Genomic DNA, 19,171 nt, shown 5'->3' on the forward strand with positions numbered 1-19,171 from the left:
ATTCTTCCTTAATTAACATCATCATTAGCATCAGTAGCCAGCATCAATTGAGCCGGTTCAATCCAGACTGGAGGCGGTAAATCCTGAGTAACAGGCTCTCCCATCATACGCAGAATTTGTTGCCACAAGCTTGCCAACTGTTGTTGATAGTCGTCACTAAAAGCGGGAGGGCGGAGTGCGCCATTCAATACAGAACTTAAGGTATTAAGTAGAAATGCCACGCCCTCAGCACCATCACATTCAAATGCTGTCATCCAGTCTTTGGTTGCCGGGCAAAGAATTTGTGATGTTGTTTGGTGTTGATAAGTACCATCCGGCTGACCGGCAGTCAGATAAAGACTCTGATTACTATTCAGATGGTTTGGGGCATGCAGAACCGGTGTCCAGATCACCGGTCCATAACTGGCTTCTTGCGTCAGATAACCCGCAGGCCAAACCAGCGTCATCTTGTGCATGACAAGGTTATGCATATCGGGATCTTTCGGATCGAGATAGGATTGAACGTCTAACGCGATGGTTGTCCCTGCCAGACGCAGTTCAAAGCAATGAAATGCATTACTCCGTTGACCCACATAGGCTATTTCTATCTGTTCCGGGCAATGACAGGCTTGTAGTAACAGGTCAAGGGCGGAAAACAGCAACTGACGGCTGGTTGTCAGATAGCCATTTATCGGACGTTGCCGTGATAAGCGGCTAATTTGATGTGCTGCATGTAACCAACTTCTGCCAGCATGGCATTGGCTGTAAAAGCTATTTACCCAAAATATAGCCCCTTGTTTTTCAGCAACTGATTGGTGCCGTTTGATGGCTTCTGCATCAAGCGGATGTTCCTGAATAACAGAAATACCCCGTGCCAATAATTCTTGGGTTAATTGATCACCTTTGCCACCAATGACTTCTGCGCGTATGACTACACAGGCGATATCAATGTCGTCCGGCAATTCATCCAATGAACGAAACAGTGGCACATTGAAATCACGGGCCAGTTGCTGCGAGCGAGGACTTCCTTGCGCCAGAATACCGGCCAGCTCCAGATCTGGCCGAGGTTGCAGGAATGCATTAACGTACAGTTCGCCAAATTTGGCACCGACAATCAGAACCCGCCGTGGCTTTATCATATGTTCCCCTTAACAGGCTCAATAGCTGGGATTGAATGCAGAATTTTTTTCAGACAAATAACCAGAGAGCTGACATGTTTATGTTGGAATAAGCTGTAGTGATTACCGTCAAGTTGTGTCACGCTGACAGGTCCGAAAACTTGCCAGCCGAGATCCACTGAGGTGATTGTTGTTGGATCGAGATAATCCATAAAATCAGGTAATGCTTGCGCGGCCCGGATAAGGCTGAAAGGCTGTGAAGTCCGTGGTGGGCAGTAATCAAGCAATGCACACAGATTATGGCGCCATACGGTGTAGAGCTCAGTCAGCGAGCTATCAATCTGTGCAGATTGTGGCAGGGCCTCATGCAGCGTTTGCAGGAATGTCTCGGTATTGGCCGCAATCGTGCGATTATCCAGCGTCAGATCGGGGAATTGTCCCTGTAAATCGAGCAGGAAATGACGGTGGCAGAATGTATCATCCAAAATCAGATCAGGGCGCACGTTTGGAGCGAAACTATCAATCAGGATGCAATGAGAAACGTTTTCACCCGCAGCACGTAATTGATGCGCCATTTCATAGGCCACCAATCCTCCAAAAGACCAACCTGCCAGTGCATAAGGTCCTTTAGGCTGGAAAGTACGGATTTGGTTGATATAGTCAGCCGCCAACGCTGCAATGGTAGGTCTATCGGTATTCAGGTTATCTGGGGCAAATGCTAACCCAATCAGGCGCTGATCGCCGAAATTGGCCGCCAGATGGCGATATCCCAGCAGATGTCCACCAATAGGATGGACGATAAATAAAGCAGGTTTTTCAGTGCTTCCCTCGTTTAAGATTACCCTTTGGCAGGTATCTTCCGGTTGATGCTCAATAAATTCAGCTAATGAATGCACCGTATCGTAAGTTTGCAGCAGGCTGAGTGGATACTGGCAATTGAAGGTCTGGTTGATTTTCACCATTAACCGTACTGCCGCCAGAGAATCTCCTCCAAGAGTAAAGAAACTCTCATGCACATTGATACTTTGTTGCTCTAATACTGATTCCCACAGGCTTAATATAGTGTGTCCTGTCGCGCTGAGGGCTGCCGATGGTGTTGAATTAACTTCTTGTGCTTTTTCAACCAGAGTAACCAATGTGCGTCTGTCGATTTTACCGTTGTCGGATACAGGTATCGCATCGAGAATGAGAAATTGCTGCGGACACATCCAAATCGGTAAGGTTTGCTGCAACCAGTGAGGTAGTATTGGTAAAAGTTCGGTAGATAGCGGCGCGTTGTCAGTTAAACGTAAGCCCGCAACCAGTTGCAATGCACCGGTTGACGTTGTATGAGAAAATACTAACGCTTGTTGTATCGCAGGATGTTCACATAAACGGTGCTCAATTTCGCCTAACTCAATTCGGTAGCCACGGATTTTAATCTGGTGATCATTGCGCCCCAGAAATTCGATATTCCCGTCTGGGAGCCGGCGCCCTAAATCACCTGTACGGTAAAGCCGTTCACCTGTTTGAGGGTGCGTGATAAAAGCATGTTTCGTTTTTTCAGCATCGGCCCAATAACCCAGTGCCAGACCTTGTCCACCAATATATAACTCACCGGTTACCCAGACAGGGCAAGGCGAAAGTGCTGCATTAAGCACATGGAAAGTCTGATTAGCCAGAGGTTTACCATATGGAATGCTGCGCCAATTTGGATCGACCTGTGCGATGGGATAGGCAATAGACCAGATTGATGCTTCGGTTGCACCTCCTAAACTAAGGAGATTTAACTCAGGGTGAAGCGTATGTAATTTGGTCGGTAAATTGGTTGGTATCCAGTCACCACTCATCAACACCCAACGTAGGCTGTGTAGGGAATGGGGATAGCTACGGGCATATTCCTCAAGCAATTGCACAAATGCGGGAACGGAGTTCCAGACAGTCACTGATTCTTGATGTAACCATGCTAATAGTTTGTCCGGCTGCCGATTGTCACCAGTAGCAGGGATTACTAGTTTTGCCCCACAGCTTAGCGCGCCGAACAGGTCATAAACGGAGAGATCGAAGGTTAACTCTGAGATTGCCAGTACGCTATCGTGCTCATTGAGTGCAATGCGCTGGTTAATATCGAGAATAGTATTGACTGCGCCTTGATGATCAATCATTACGCCTTTTGGTGTTCCGGTAGAACCGGAGGTGAAGATAACATAAGCCAGATCTTCAGGGTGTACGGATAAACTTGGTTTGCTGGTGGTTGGCAACTTGTTGAGTAATGTTTCATCCAGAGGGATGATCTGGACATTGTCGGGCCAATTCAACTGTTGAGCGAACTTAGGTTGAGTCAGTACGGTATCAACTTCCCCTGATGCCAATAGCTGATGAATCCGTTGTTGCGGATAGCTGGCATCAATAGGCAGATAAGCCCGTCCTGCTAATAAAGTCGCAATAACCGCAATAACCTGTTCCCGGCCTTTTTCCATCACCACACCAACCAGAGGCGAGGTCTGATTCTCTTGTGCTTGCAGATGAGCCGCCAGTGTCAGGCTTTGTGACCACAAAGTGCGATAGTCTAACTGACAACAAGCATCGACAACGGCGATATGTTGTGGATAACGATTTACTGCCTGTTCAATCAACGAGCAAAGTGTATGGGGTGGAAAAACGTTTTTTGTCGCATTGCTGTTCTGGCATAAAGTGCGATCACTTGCCGGAAGCCAGTCAGGAAGTGGAGCACTCCATTGGTAATCCGGTTCGAGCAGTGCAATGATACTGGCTTGATAATGGTCAAACATATTTTCTGCTACTTGAGGCTGAAACAGTTGCGGCAAGATCGCCCATTGTATGGTGACCCCACCTTCTGTACCGGAAATTAGCATACAGTCAAGATAAACATGAGGTGTTTGCGCACCAAAGAGATTGAGTGTTCCTAATCCTGATGGCCCTTTGCCCGCAGTACCAGTGGTATCGTTGAATACGATCGGCATACCGGCATTCAGGTTATGGCGATGTTGATTTTTCTCCCTGAGTACCAATTGCCCGTCAAACAGTGCGTGTTGAAGATCCGCTATCCATTGTTTTTGAATCCGGTTTATGGCATCGCTAAATCCAGAGATATTGTGTAAATCGACTTCCAGCAATGAGGTGGTGGACAAATTGCCGACCAGCATATCGCAATGTTGTGGCATTAACAGGCGATTGCCATGCAAAACATTGATAGTGAAATGTTCGCTGTTGCTCCATACCGACAGAATATGAGCAAATAGTGTGAGCATGACTTGGGATGGTGATACCCGGTGTTCTGCCGCACGTTGTTGCAAACGCTGCCATTGTTGTGAGCTGATATATCCTGTCAGGCACTGTTGATCGAGTTGTTGTGACTGATGATCTTTCAGTGGTAACACTGGTGCATCAGGAATTGAAGGTAAGCGATCAAGCCAGTATTGCCGGCTTTGTTGCCAGGCTTCTCCGGCTTTCTCATTCTCCAGAGCCTGAATATAGTCAGCAATAGTTGTTGCTGGCGGTTCAGGTTGCCAGTCAGGTTCCTGATACCAGTGGTGTAAATCACGCAAGATTAAGGTCAGACTTTTGCCATCTGCTACCAGTAGGTCAATAGTCAGGTGCAATAAGTGTGTCCGGTCATCGGTATGGTACAGCGTTAAATCAAATAACGGCCAGTTGTCGCTAGGAACGCCTTGAGTACGCAGAGTGTTTCGGGCATTTTTCAGTTGTGTCTCGCGTTTCTCTTGTGTCATGTCACGACAATCAATGATTGTCGGCGTATAGCAGGGCACTTCTGGCAGAATATGGTACTGCCCCTCTTTTACGTAACCGCGTAATTGCCCATGATGGTTTATCACACGGTTCCAGGCGGCAGTAAAACGAGGCAGATCGAGCCCGTCAATAGCCAGCTCGGCATAGAAGTGGGCAATCCCATTGCCAAATTGAAACAGTTGGCTCTCTCCTAACCAATAAGCATATTGCAGAGCGGTGAGTGGCAGAATCTGCTCTGATGCTGATTCTGTGTGATGTGGTGTAACCAGTGTTGTTGAATTTGCCTCAATAATCCGCAGGGTACGACAAAATTCATTCAACTTAGGATGTTCAAACAGTTGTTGCAGATTGGCTTGTTCGTAACCCTGGCGACGTAGTTGCACTACCATGCGGGTCGCAATCAAGCTATCGCCGCCACTTTGGAAAAAGTCACTGTGACGTTGAATTGTTTGAGGAAGCAGTGAGTTCCAGAGCGCAATAACTTGCTGTTCAATACCATGAAGCTGATCATCTGCCGTTTCCGGTTGTCCAGCTTCCGTGGTTACCGATTGTGCCATGTTATCTTTCGCGGTCATTGTTGGTAATGCTGCCAATGGTAACTGCTCTTGCTGCTGAATATGTAATGGGTAAGGTAAGGCAGAAAATTGTACCGCGATTTCATTGACATTCAGTCGTGCCTGCTGTTCGGATCGTGCCAGAATCAATTGTTGATGCAATTCTGGCCCATCCTGTCCCGGCCATTCCAGTGAAACCCGATAACCGGATTTCTCCAGACATTTACGCCAGTCCGCAAGTTCCAGCAATGCGCTATTACCTTGATCATCACCGCGATCATCGGCCCAGGCATTAATACCTTCAATAAATCCGACACTGGCGAGTTGCATAGCACTTTCACGCTTGGTGGATTCAATAATCAGCAACCATCCACCGACTTTTAGTAATCGGGACAGACGCTTCAAGGTATTTTTTAAATGGATGGCATCATGTAAGACGTTAACCGCCATAATCAGGTCGTAACCAGATGCAGGATGTTGGTTAAAATCAATGCGCTGGTTAATGTCGAACAGGGCAAATTTTACGGTTTCACCATAGTGCTTAAATGACTGGCGAGCATCATCCAAAAATAGCGGTGAAACATCAGTAAAGTGGTAACTTTTAATGCATTGAGCATTCTGTTTAAGCACTCTTTTTGATGTAGCACCTGTGCCTGCACCGACTTCCAGCACAGTGAAATGTTCAGATGTTTGGCTCAATTGTCGGACAATTTCAGCGGCAGTCTGGTTCAGGCAACGTAACGCAGGGTTTTCGCTGTAAAGGCTGGCTGTAGTTTGTTTATCAGCAAACAGCAGTTCCAATGCATTGCCACGCCCGGCAAGCAGAGTGTCATGTTGGTCTATACAGGTTGTCACATAACGGCTGATGGTTTGGCACCACACGGCATTATCCAGTTTTGCCGTAGGAGCAGGGATCTGGCTGAGTGGTTGCAGACAACGGTATCCACCAGCGATTTTTTCCATAAATCCTTGCTTGCTTAATAATGCTAACCATTGGGTAAGCAAGCGTTGATACTGTGGTGCCAGTTGTAAGCGTTGTTCAATCTCTTCACGAGAGTGACATTGTTGTGAAGACGTGAACAGGTTATGGCGCAGTAAGGTCTGTCCCAGACCCAATAACGCCTGTTGCTCAATATGTTGCCAGGAATGTTCAAATGCCTGTTGTTCCGTTAACGTCGGCAGCGGTAAGACTTCAGTGTTTATCACCAATGGTTCTGAAAACGATGGTTCTGGCAACGATAATGACACATTATCTTCTGCTACCAGCCATAAATTGTAACCCTGAGTATCGTCCTGACGTGGCTGAATTTCTGCTAACCGTATTTCAGGCTGAGAACGCAGATATTGTTCGGCCTGATGCAATGCGGGGTGTTGTGGCCAGAAGTCATAACGAGTATGACCGGCAGGTGGCGTATGCAGATCATAATGTTCCAGACGTTCAGGCTGGCGGCAAATTTGCATAACTTGCACTAACAGCGTGTTATAGGCAGTAAATAGTGCTTCAATGACTCCCGCTTCCAGTACATCGTCCATGCAATACCAGTTAAATAGCAGATCACCATCCACTTCCATAACCTGATGATCCAGCCAGACTTGTGGCGTTTGGCTCAGCACAAAGACCGGATCGCCCAGTAATTGAGTGATGGATTGTTTAATTGCGACACCTTCTTGTGCCATCCCCAACATACTGGTGAAAACAACCGGTGTCAGAGGTTGCCTGTTTTGGGCTTCACCAGATTGCTGGCGACCCAATTCCCGCAGCACTTCAACCCCATTGACATGACTATGACTCAGCCGTTGCCAGAGCAAAGCCTGGGTTTTTTCCATGCTGGCACGCAGGGAGGTGGTTTTGCGTAAATCAAAATCCATCAGCATGACGGAGGTAAAATCACCAATCAGCTCTTGAACCTCTGGATGGAAAGGCTGGCGGTTAAAAAATGTCAGGTTGAGGGTAAACAGCGGATGGCGGCTGTACCATTCAAGCGTATGGGCAAATAGTGTTAGCAGACCCGCGGAAGGTGTGACTCCCCATTTTTTCCAGCTTTGTTTAAGTATTTGCCAGTCAGATTGTGCCAGCCGACCTTCATAAGTCGTGAATTGTGGCTGGCTACGCTGAGGTAATTGTGGGTTCAACGGTAATCTTGGCGCAGGAGGCAGTGAAAGTAATTGTTCCTGCCAGTATGCCCATGATGCGCGCCACTCTTTACTTTCACGTTGTGCTTGTTCTGCCATCACATAGTCGCGGAAAGTAAATGTTTGTGGAGCCAGTGGTTGTTGCTGGTGATAAGCTCGTTGTAGATCGTCCATCATGATCCGGAAACTCTGTACGTCAAACTGCAACAGATCCAAGTTCATATGTAAGCGGCAACGCTCATTCGGCAGCAGGGAAACAGAGACTTCAAACAGTGGCCACTGTTCCGCAGGCGGCACTTGATAAGAAAGAGTATGACGACGCTGAGCTAAAGCTTGTTCGCAGGCTGTATCGTCCAGCGTTCGCAAATCATCCTGCGATAAAACATACCAAGGTGTTTCAGACAGAATTCTCTGTTGCCCATCTTCATCAACGATCATGCGCAACATGCCATGACGCTGAATTAAAGCATTCCATGCCTTTTCAAAACGTGGGATATCAAAGCTGTTCAGTGTCAGATCCCATTCAAACAGGACGTGACATGCCACACCACCAAAATCAATGGCCTGGGTACGACCAACCCAGTAAGCGTGCTGAATGGGTGTCAGAGGAAATGGTGCATGGTGTTGGGCACTGTCAATAATGATCTCAGGCTGAGCGGATACAGAGGTTTGTTCAGGCAATGCGTCGCCAATAAGCGTATTAAGCCCCTCCAGTGTCATATTCTGATAGGCCAATTCAGCGGTTAATCTGAAACCAAATTGCTGGTGAATTACCGTATTTAGTTCAAGGAACAGTAAGGAATCCAAACCGAATTGTAATAGATCTTGTTGGGACTCCAGACGTTCAGGCTGTTCTAAGCGCAATAATGTTGCAATATGCTGATGTAGCCAATGAAGCCGCTGTTTACTGTCCTGATAGAGCGCGTTATCAGCAGTGAATGCAGATGTCGGCATTGTAGCGGTATGGGCTGTGTCAGCCTGCAAACGCCGCAAAATGTCAGGATGACGCTCATCTAACCGCATTGCCAGATAGCAAGGAGAAGCGGTACGCAGGGATTGATTGAGATGCCAGATTCCTTCATTGACACTGAATGGTAACATGCCATCTTGCGCTAGTTTTTCCACTAATCGCCGATCGCTGGTCATGCCAATGCCACCCCAAACACCCCAAACTAACGTTTTTACCATCAATGTATTTGCCATCAATGGAGTGGTTGCGGTCAGTGCTAAAGATTCCAGACAAGCGTTGGTGACGGCATAAGAGCCTTGTCCCTGAGCACCTAACATGGAAGCAGCGGAAGCATGAAGCAGCAGGTATTTTGCCTTATGTTGCTGAAGTACCGTATGTAACGTTGACGCGCTCTGGGATTTTACGCATAACATTTGCAACAGATGTTGACGCTCAAGTTTTGCCAGCGGAGTATGATCAGCAATACCGGCGGCATGAATCGCGCCAGCAATACCATCTTCTTGTGCCAGTGATTGCACGGCATTTAACAAAGTTGATGTGTCAGTGACATCAACATTAATCCAGCGTATTTCGTATTCGCCACTTAGTGACAGCTCTTGGACAAAAGCATCCCAGTTCTCATGTTTGCGGCGGGCAAACACAGCAACCTTACGAGCACCTTGAGCCAGCAACCAACGGATAGAAATTTGCCCGATCCCACCCATACCACCAGTAACGATGTGCCAACCCTGATGGGGAATCGACATTGGTTGCTGCGATAACATAAATGGCTGACGCTGTAAAACAGGGACAGCCACTTGATTTCCGCGTACTTTCAGCCAGCGATGTTGTTCATTCAGATAACCGAGTGCTAATAACAAAGCATCGGTATCATTGATATCGGTGATATCAATCGCCTGAATATGGCGATGGGGATACTCTTCAACCGCAACCCGCAACAGTGCCCAGACGGCGTATTGAGCGGGATTGATATCCTCTTTTGATAAGGTGCTTTCAGGTTGAGCACAGCAAGTTACAACGGTTAAGGATGTTGTTTCATCACGTTTTAATTCGCTAATAACCTGATCACACAATTCACCAACATCATCACCCTGGAGCAGTAATAATGTATTTCCGCTTTCCGGCTGTAAATTAATGCCTGCCTGACGCCAATGTTGAGCAATTGTGTCACTCGCTGTTGATGAACGAAGAGTATACCTCGTTGAAAATCTTGGTTTATCTACAGTCTTTATGGTGCGCCAATGCAGAACATAGTGAGTATCAGGGCAAGGTTGTGGTGCAGGAAGCCATGATTTTGTCGTCGTCGGTGTTGTCGCTAACTGGCGAGGTAGATCAGCCCGATCACTCATTAAGGCGAATAAACGTTCGCCAACATAAATCAATGCAGGGAAATCGGTGAGTAAATTTGCCTCCAATAAGCGGCGCTTGGCATATGGCAGAGCACGGAGCGGGCGATACATTTTACTGACTGTTGGCCCGACAACTTGTTGGTAATAGCCTTGCTGAACACAATGGTTCAATAGTTGTTCTAGCAAAGGGCGCCAGCAAGGTTGCAGTCGGCCAGCCCGAATCGTGTCAATGGCACTGAAACCTTGTTCAGTCTTGTGCCCATGACATTGATAGATCAGTGCATCGGTATACAGCGCTCGAAGTATTGCTGCATTGGCGTTTTGCTCAATGGCAGGATCGAGCAGGGAATTAATATCAAGCTCAGTATTAGTATTGGCCGAATGTTGTACAAAATTGTGTTGCACAGTGTTGGCGGTAGCGAAGCTATAATGCTGTTTGTCAAATGGATAGAGAGGAGCATGGCATTTTGATCCGGTAAACGGAAAAAGACGCGGCCAATCAAGATGTGCCCCAGCACAGTAGAGTTGCATTAGTGCTGTTTGCTGAGCTGTCTCTGGCATATTTTGACGAGGCGCACTGGCAACCCAGGTTTCATGTGGCAAACTGATACGTCGTCCGATCCCTGTTAGCTGTGCATCAGCACCAAATTCTACGAATAATGCCACACCTTGTTGACGGGCGAACTCAATCGCTTGATGGTAACGCACTGTCTGACGTATATGGTGACGCCAGTAGTTTGGTGAACCTAGTTGCTCGGTAGTTGCAATATCTGCTGTCAGGGTAGAAATTAACGGAATTTCGCCCGATACAGGCTGTAGCTGGTTGCCATACAGGGAAAAATGCTGAGAAAATTCTTCCAGAATTGGTTCAAGCATGGCTGAATGTGCTGCGCAGGCAACGTTAAGGCGCTGGTAATTGATCTGCTGCTGTTCCAGACGTTGTGTCAGTGTGTCAATTTCTGTTTCTGTACCAGCCCAAATCCAGTGTTGTGGACTATTGCAAACCGCCAGATCCAATGCCAGTGTATGCGTAAGGGGAAGAATATCTTCTTCGTTGGCAAAAACTGCCAACATTGCCCCCCCTTGGGCACATTTTTGCATCAACTTGCCCCGTACCGCGACCAGCGGCATCACTTGCTCCGGCGTGAGAATTCCGGCAACAACGGCAGCAGCGAATTCGCCAACGGAGTGCCCTAATACGTAATCCGGCTTTAAGCCAAGTGATCGCCAATATGCTGCCAGCGCAATCTGATGCGCCACAATTGCTGGCTGTGCATATTCAGTGGTAGCTAATGCGGCTTCATGCTCTCCAAACATCACTGCTTTTAATGGCAGTGCCAACTCAGAGGTACAGGCGACACAACAGCGATCCAACATAGCGGAGAAAACAGGAGAGCTGGCATACATTGCTTCTCCCATGCCAGACCATTGACAACCCTGACCGCTGAATTGCCACAGTTGTTTATTTTCACTCCTCTCTTGTCCGCTAAAAATATCCGGTGTTGGACTATGGTTCGCAAAAGCGGATAAGCTCGCAGCATTTTTTGCCGTATTTTGTGGTATCAGTGTCAATGCTAAACGCCAGGGGAATGAAAGATCGCGCCCCTGTAAAGCCGTCCAGGCCAAATTAGCATGATTTTCTGAGGCAAGCACAATAGCGTAACGTTGTGCCAATTGACGTAGTGAAGATTCAGAAGCTGCGGAGAGCAACAAAGGCGTGCTTTGTGCTTGAACTTGAGAATAATTGACACGGTGACGCTGTAATTCTTCTGGCAATGATTGCACCACGATATGGCAGTTGGTGCCGCCAATACCGAATGAAGAAACGCCCGCAGTACGCAGTTCTTGTGTCCAACGTTGCCCTTGTGTTGCTAGCCTGAATGGGCTTTCTTCCAACCGCAATGCCGGATTGGGTTGCTGTACATTGATAGTCGGCGGAATGTAACCATGCCAGACTGACAGAACCGTTTTAATCAAACTGGCAATACCCGCGGCAGTATCGAGATGGCCTATGTTGCTTTTCACTGAACCAAGGTAACAAGGCGGTACAGCCACACTACGTTTGGAGAATATGCTGCGTAATGCATCAACTTCTATTGGATCGCCAAGTGGTGTACCTGTACCATGTGCTTCAATCATTCCGACATCATCAATGCTGACATCTGCCAGTTGTAATGCTTCGGTAATTACACTGCGCTGACCATTAACCGAAGGGGCAGTAAAACCCACTTTCTCATTGCCGTCGTTATTAATAGCACTGCCACGCAACACCGCCATGATAGGATCGCCATCGCGTAACGCATCGCTCAGACGTTTCAGCGTAACAACACCAACGCCATTGCCACCGTAAGTGCCGTTTGCCTGACTATCAAAGGGACGGCAGTGCCCATCGGGTGAGAAGATCATCCCTGGTTGATACAAGTAACCGCTTTCTTGTGGGAAAGAAACCGCTACACCACCCGCCAGTGCCATATCACATTCACCGGAACGCAGGTTTTCGCAAGCCATATGCACAGCAACCAGTGAGCTTGAACAGGCTGTTTGTACTGTCAGTGCGGGACCTTTCAGATTTAATTTATAGGCGGTACGCGTCGCAAGATAATCTTTATCGTTGCTCATTAGCGCTTGTAGCCCTTTCACTTTGCCAATGTCGGTCATAGTGAATTGTGACCATGAAGGCCAAGTACTGACTCGGCTACTAGCGAAAACGCCTGTTTTCAGGCGCACATTACGTGGAGAATAGCCGGCATGTTCAAGGGCATGCCAGGCTGTTTGCAGAAACAGGCGTTGCTGAGGATCGAGCATTTCTGCTTCCTGACTCGAATAGCCAAACAGTGTGGCGTCAAATTGTTCCGCATCCTCTAATATCGCTGCCTGATTGACAAAGTTTTCACTATCAATGACTTCAGGTGGAATACCTGCATCCAATAATGTTTGGCGGGAGAGTGTGGTAGTACACTCAATCCCTTGTTGCAGGTTATGCCAGAAAGTATCGCTATCTGGTGCCTGTGGAAAACGACAGGCAAGGCCAATCACTGCGATAGGATCACAATTATCGTAGTGAAGCGTTAAATCAGTCATTGTGCAGCTCCTTTATGACGTTTTTCCCGTTGTTGCAGACGTTTTTGTTGTTGACGCTGACGAAGAGTAATCGACGATTGATTTCCGCCGTGAGTATCTTTTCGACAACGCAAACTGAGTGCTTCTGGAGTTGGATAAGCGAATAAATCAGTAACAGCAAGGTGGTGAAAACCTGCATGTTGTAATTTGCCGTGCAATTGAATTAACTGTAGCGAATTGGCTCCGGCATCAAAAAAGTTCTGTTGAACATTGATGGCGTGGTTGGTTACAGATAAAAACAGGTGTTGAATTTCACTGCATATCTTTGGATCGCAACCTTCTGAATGTGATGATGCAATAACAACGGATGCATTATCTTCAACCATCAGGCATTGCTGGCGTGGCATCAGTTGTTCTAACGCTGAATGCCAGCTTTCTGGTTGTGCCGCGAGGGTGCGTAATAGCGTCATATAGCTGTTAAACATGGTTTGCAACTGATGCGGCTCAAATAACGCTTCGACCGCATCCCAGTTCAGGCAAAGCTCATCGTCAGATTCGTAAACCTGATGATCCAGCCAGATTTGTGGCGTTTGCGAGATGCCCCAAACGGGTTTCATCCATGATGAACGTGAAAGGAATTTCCCCTCATGAGTTCCTAATGCACTGGTGAAAACAACAGGCATGGTAGCTGCATCCGGGCCACGATTTTGTGCCAGCTCACGCATCACTCTGATCGCCGAAATATGGCGGTGATCCAGATCCTGCCATAACTGTTGTTGTAATCGCCGTGCACTTGATAACCAATTTTTCTCTGGATGCCAGGCGAGAAGTGACAGTGAAGTAAAATCACCCAAAATATGATTAATGTCCTCATGCCAGTGTGGACGATCAAACAGGGTAAGATTAAGGGTTAATTCCGCTCTGGTGCTGAATGCAGAGAGAACAACCGCGTAAGCGGCAATCAAGAGCGCGGAAGGTGTTATCTGATGTGGGGCAGCATATTGCTTCAACTGCTTCCATTCATGTGCAGATAACCGATCGCTATAACGTACAAAATGTGGGGATTGCACGTTTTCCGGTACAATACGCAATGGTAATTGTGGTGCCAGTGGTAATGTTTTCACCTGCTCTTGCCAATATTGTAGCGAACTTTGATGCACTGGCGTTTGTTGCTGACGTAACACACACTCTCGGAATGTGATGCTCAGTGGTGGCAATTCGTGTTGTTCGTTGAGATATAGCTGTTCTAATTCAGCCAGCAATATCTGCATACTCAAGCCATCTAATAGTAAATTATCCAGACTGACGAATAATCGGGAAACAGGGCTGTTGTCTTGCGCAAGTTGGAAATCGAACACTGGCCAGTGTCCGGCATCTAATACCTGATGTGACAAACGATCGCGTAGTGTATCCGCCTCAGTAATATCAGTGAATTGGTGTTGTTTAACTGAGAAGAAGGGGACATCTTGTAATATTTGTTGTTGCCCATTAACAACCACGGTTCTAAGCATCGGATGACGCTGGATCAGGCGATTTAATACTCGGTTCAGGCGTTGAACATCTAGTTGTTCTATCCGGTATTCGATAAAGAAATGCGAGCCAACACCACTTAGGGTAAAACCGGGGTGACGCCCAACCAGATAAGCCTGTTGAACTTCGGTCAGTGGGAAAGGTTGGTATTCATCTTGTCCTTTTAGTGTTAAATATGTTTCTGATGAAGTTTCAGACAGAGGCGCAATGAGTGGAGAAAGTGTCGTGGTGAATGCCGCTAATTGCGGGTTACGGAAAAGGTGACTCAGTTCACCTTTCAAGCCTTGTTGTGCCAGTTCACCGATCAGACGTGTAGCCAAAAGGCTGTCACCGCCAAGTTGGAAAAAGTCGCTGTTACGACCTGGCTGCTCAGTATTCAACAAACGTTGCCAAATGGCAGCAACAGTTTGCTCCTGTGCATTCAACAGAATCATGTCATTCTGGTGCGGTTCGGTTTCGGTTTTTGTGGCGGACAGCAAGCCTTGTGCCAGAGCTTTACGGTCGATTTTACCATTAGGTGTAAGGGGCAGATGAGGAATAACATGCAAGCGTTGTGGGATCATATATCCCGGTAAATATTGTGCCAATACGGACTTAATTTTTTCCCTATCTGTTACGGTGACGTTGTCACTTGCTTGCATTAATAACACACTAAGGTTGCCAAGGGTAATTGGAGCTTCTGTCTGTAGCGGCAGAAGAGATAACCATTGTGATGCAGCGCGTAGCTGAATACCGTGAGGTGAGAGCAACTCAGTGGTAACCAGAGAGATAGATGAAGCGTGGTGCAACTCTATTGCCAATACCAACGCACCGGGTTGTGCTAAAGGTATCAACGCCTCAATACAGTTTGCCGGATCTTCTTCTCGGTGTAATACATTGTTTAGCAAGATAATATCTGCCTGATGTTGTAACGAATCAGGAATTTGCTTAGGCCAGCGTTTCACTGACATATGAGTGTGAGCACTTAACCGAGTTTGCATCTGGTTAATGAATGCCTGAGAACGTTCAAAGCCGATATAGGACAGATGTTGATCGGTAATCTGTTCTGCCAGCCATTGGGCACAGAGACCACTGCGGGCATCGAACTCCATCACGGTAACAGGGCGTTGTAACCGTTGGGAAAGGGCAACGATAACCTGCTTTAATCCTGCCAACCATTGTTGAGTTTCGGGCAGTACAAAGAGCTGTTGTTCCGGTGCGAACTGCGGATCATCAAGCAATGTGACTGCGGTTTGTTGTCCGGTCAGAATACTACGCAGCGTAGAATGCCAGCGCTCAGGGATAAATCCTGCTTTAGTTTCATTCTTGAATGTCGAGGATGACAATCCAGTTTGATAAACGTTATGCTCAGATTCAACCAATAGATTGCATTGGCAAAGATACGCCAGCATACGGGCAAACCAGTCATGATATTCCGGTTGAGGCTGGTAATCTTTCAGACAATCGGTGAGCGGTTGGGGGGAAGTAAACGTAATGCCGTAACGAGACAGATGTTCCAGCAAAAATGTTGCAACTTGAGGTTCACTGTTGTCACCAGTTGTATCTGTTTTATTGATAATGGCCTGTGTTGCAGGAAACAGATCACGGTAGGTTGTCGGTAACTGTGGGGCACGATTTATGCGTTGGCATAAGGTATCGCCTTCCAATTCAAGGAATGCCACCAGCGATTTTTCTTTGTCGCCACTGGTTAAGGCAACGCCTTTACGAATACCGGTTACTTGATTGAGGGCAGCATCAACTTCTCCTAGCTCAATGCGATATCCCCCAATTTTGACCTGACTGTCGCGGCGCCCCATAAATTCCAACCAGCCTTCGGGATGATAACAACCCAGATCACCAGTTCGATACCAGCGCTCTCCCTGATCGATATTGAATTGAGCGGTGGTGCGTTCTTCATCATTAAAATAGCCTAGTGCAACGCCGGCTCCACCAATCCAAAGTTCACCGACAACCCAGTCAGGACAATCTCGGCCATCTTCACCCACGACACGGTAACGCTGGTTAGCCAGAGGATAGCCATAAGGGATAGAACGCCACTGCGGATCAACTTCTTTGACAATATATTCGTTTGACCAGATAGCGGCTTCCGTTGCACCTCCCATGGCACTGAGTACGCCAGCAGGATTGAATGCACGGTAACGTTCAGGCAGTGACAAACCGATCCAATCTCCAGATAGCATCACGGTACGAAGCGTTTTCGGTGCATCGACTTCCATTCCTTCACAATAGGTCAGCAACATATCGAACAGTGCCGGTACACTGTTCCACAACGTAATATTGTGTTGCTCGATCAACATTTCCCAAGTTGATGGATCGCGCCGTTGTGCTTCATTAATAAGTACCAGTGCTCCTCCGGCACTGAGAATGCCAAAAATGTCGTAAACGGAAAGGTCGAAATGCAGTGCGGAGAGTGCCAGCAATCGATCACGACTTTGAACCTGATGACGGCGGTTGATGTCCAGACAGGTATTCAGTGCACTTTGATGACTGATGACGACACCTTTCGGCATGCCGGTTGAACCAGAGGTATAAATAATATAAGCCGGATCGGTCACGGCACGTTTAGCCATGTGAGTTAAAGGTAATAATGGGTCATCTTGTTGCCAGGAAATACAGCATATATTTTGTGACCAATCCACATGTTGCTGTTTAAGGTCAATGATAACGATAGCGATACCGGCACTTTCACAGATAGCACGACGTCGATTTAATGGCTGATCCACCGGAACTGGAACGTAAACACCTCCAACATAAAGGATGGCTAATACAGCAACGATTTGCCCGATGCTTTTTTCCATGCTAATCGCAATTCTATCTCCCGGCATAACCGACATTTTTTGCAGTGCGGCCGCTAACTGGCGAGCTGCCAGACTGAGTTCGCCATAACTGATTTTTTCATTAGGATGAGTCACCAACGCAACCGCATGGGGTGTGCGCTCTGCTTGGGTAAACACACCTTCATGCAGCAAAGTGTTTGGTAACGGTTCAACCGTGTTGTTGATTTGACGTCGTAGCTGATATTGTGATTCAGGCATCAAATCCGGGAGTTTCTCGTTCCACTGAGCGGCGTTTTCCGTCAGGTTCTCAATAAGCCCTTGGTAGACAGTGAATAAGGTATCCATTAAGCCGTCAGGGAAGAGTTCATCGTTGCTGTCCCATTGAATGTTCAATGTGTTTTCATGTTCAAAAGCAACGAAATCTAACCATACCTGAGGTGTCTGTGAGATTCCCCAACTTGGTTTTCCCAGAACATCGTGGGTATTCTCACCATATAAAGGTCGGCCTAAATTGCTGGTAAACACAATTGGCGCACCGTGTGGGTGGTTGCCGCGTTTCTTAAGCTCACGCAATACTTCTACACCAGACCAATGACGATGTTCATATGCTTCGGCAAACGTTGCTTGTGCATTTTGAGCTAGTTGGCAGAATGGTAAATTATTACCGGGAATATCCAGCAGTAGAATATTGGTAAAATCTGCCAGGATGTTGTCAACCGCAGGATGCAGCGGAGTTCTGTCAAATAGCGTTAGGTTAAACAATAAGCGCGTGACGCTATCTTGTGTTGCCTTATCTTGTATTGCGCGGTCTTGTATCGTACTGCTCCAGCGACATAATAAAGCAGCAAATGCGGTCGCCAATGCCATGGTTGGTGTTACCCCATTTTGCTGCGCGAGGTGTTTAAAATGTTCCCAATGCTCAGGCGCTAAACAGAAATGTCTGCGCTGGATCCGGACATTTTTTATTAGGGCAGGATCTTTGGCCAGGGGGAGCTGAGGTGCAAGTGGCAAGGTGTCTAATCGACTACGCCAGAATACCTCGGCTTCTTGTCTGGCTTGCTTAAATTGAGCCTGATATTGCGTTAGATAACTGCAAAAATCATAGTCAGAGGATATAACTGACAAGTTACGTTTGGCAATTAATGCCGCCAGTTCAGTAAAGAACAGACTGAAACTGGCGGCATCCATGATCAGTAAATCGATATTCGCATGCAGCCGATGCTGATTATCACCGAACAGGCTAAGTTGGATATCGAAAGTTTCTCCTTTTTCAACCTGTAATAGCCGATGGCTTAGCTGTTCACGTATGCTAATCAGCGTTTGTTGTTGTTCATTGGCTGTCAGGTTACGCAGATCGTGAACAGTTAATTTTTTCCAGTAAGCATGAGCCATTCCTTGTTGGCGGCCATCTGGCAAAAACTGTACTTGCAACATTGGATGCCGCTGAATCAGAGCATGAATAGCTGCCTCCAATTGTTCAGGTTCCAGCCCAATACCATCAAATTCGTGATACAAATGACAACCAACGCCCCCCAATGTTTGTTCTGGTGAACGTCCAACAAAATAAGCATGTTGTACTGCTGTTAATGGGAATGGATGAACATCTGCAATCCGTGGCAGTGGCGTTGTATCTTGAGAGACGGTTTGAGAGAGCGGTGCATGGCGTTGTAGAAGCTGGCTCCAGGCATACAGTGTTGGATTTTGGTAAAGCTCACGCAGAGTGACGCGATACCCTTGACGTCTGAATTGGTTTAGCAATGCCATTATTTGCATTGAATCCAGTCCGTTGCGAATTAAATCGTCGTTATCACCCACCAAAATATTTTTTTGGTTAAATAGACCAGAAATAAGCTGGCGCAGTGAATCTGGGGAAGGAAGGTCCATGTGCATGAAGAAATCCTATAAAAATGGCAGTTACCTAATAAATCAATAAACGGAGTTACAATTTATT

Annotated in this window: 3 protein-coding genes; all 3 read right to left on the reverse strand. The window is 47.1% G+C overall.

From position 1 onward, the window contains the following. Nucleotides 1-8 precede the first annotated feature (8 nt). From Xbud_RS05725 to Xbud_RS05735, 3 genes are read right to left on the reverse strand one after another with little or no spacing between them, the layout of a single operon-like run. Entirely contained in the window at nucleotides 9-1,118 is a 1,110-nt protein-coding gene (locus Xbud_RS05725) for a Gfo/Idh/MocA family oxidoreductase (RefSeq protein ID WP_099135162.1), read from the reverse strand. Beyond that, entirely contained in the window at nucleotides 1,115-12,934 is an 11,820-nt protein-coding gene (locus Xbud_RS05730; RefSeq protein ID WP_099135163.1) for a hybrid non-ribosomal peptide synthetase/type I polyketide synthase, read from the reverse strand. Before Xbud_RS05730 ends, Xbud_RS05725 begins: the two co-directional genes overlap by 4 nt. After that, nucleotides 12,931-19,110: a non-ribosomal peptide synthetase gene (locus Xbud_RS05735; protein WP_099135164.1), complete on the reverse strand. Its 6,180-nt coding sequence runs from the start codon at nucleotides 19,108-19,110 to the stop codon at nucleotides 12,931-12,933. Before Xbud_RS05735 ends, Xbud_RS05730 begins: the two co-directional genes overlap by 4 nt. Nucleotides 19,111-19,171: the final 61 nt, after the last annotated feature.

Source organism: Xenorhabdus budapestensis (assembly GCF_002632465.1).
Lineage (GTDB): Bacteria > Pseudomonadota > Gammaproteobacteria > Enterobacterales > Enterobacteriaceae > Xenorhabdus > Xenorhabdus budapestensis.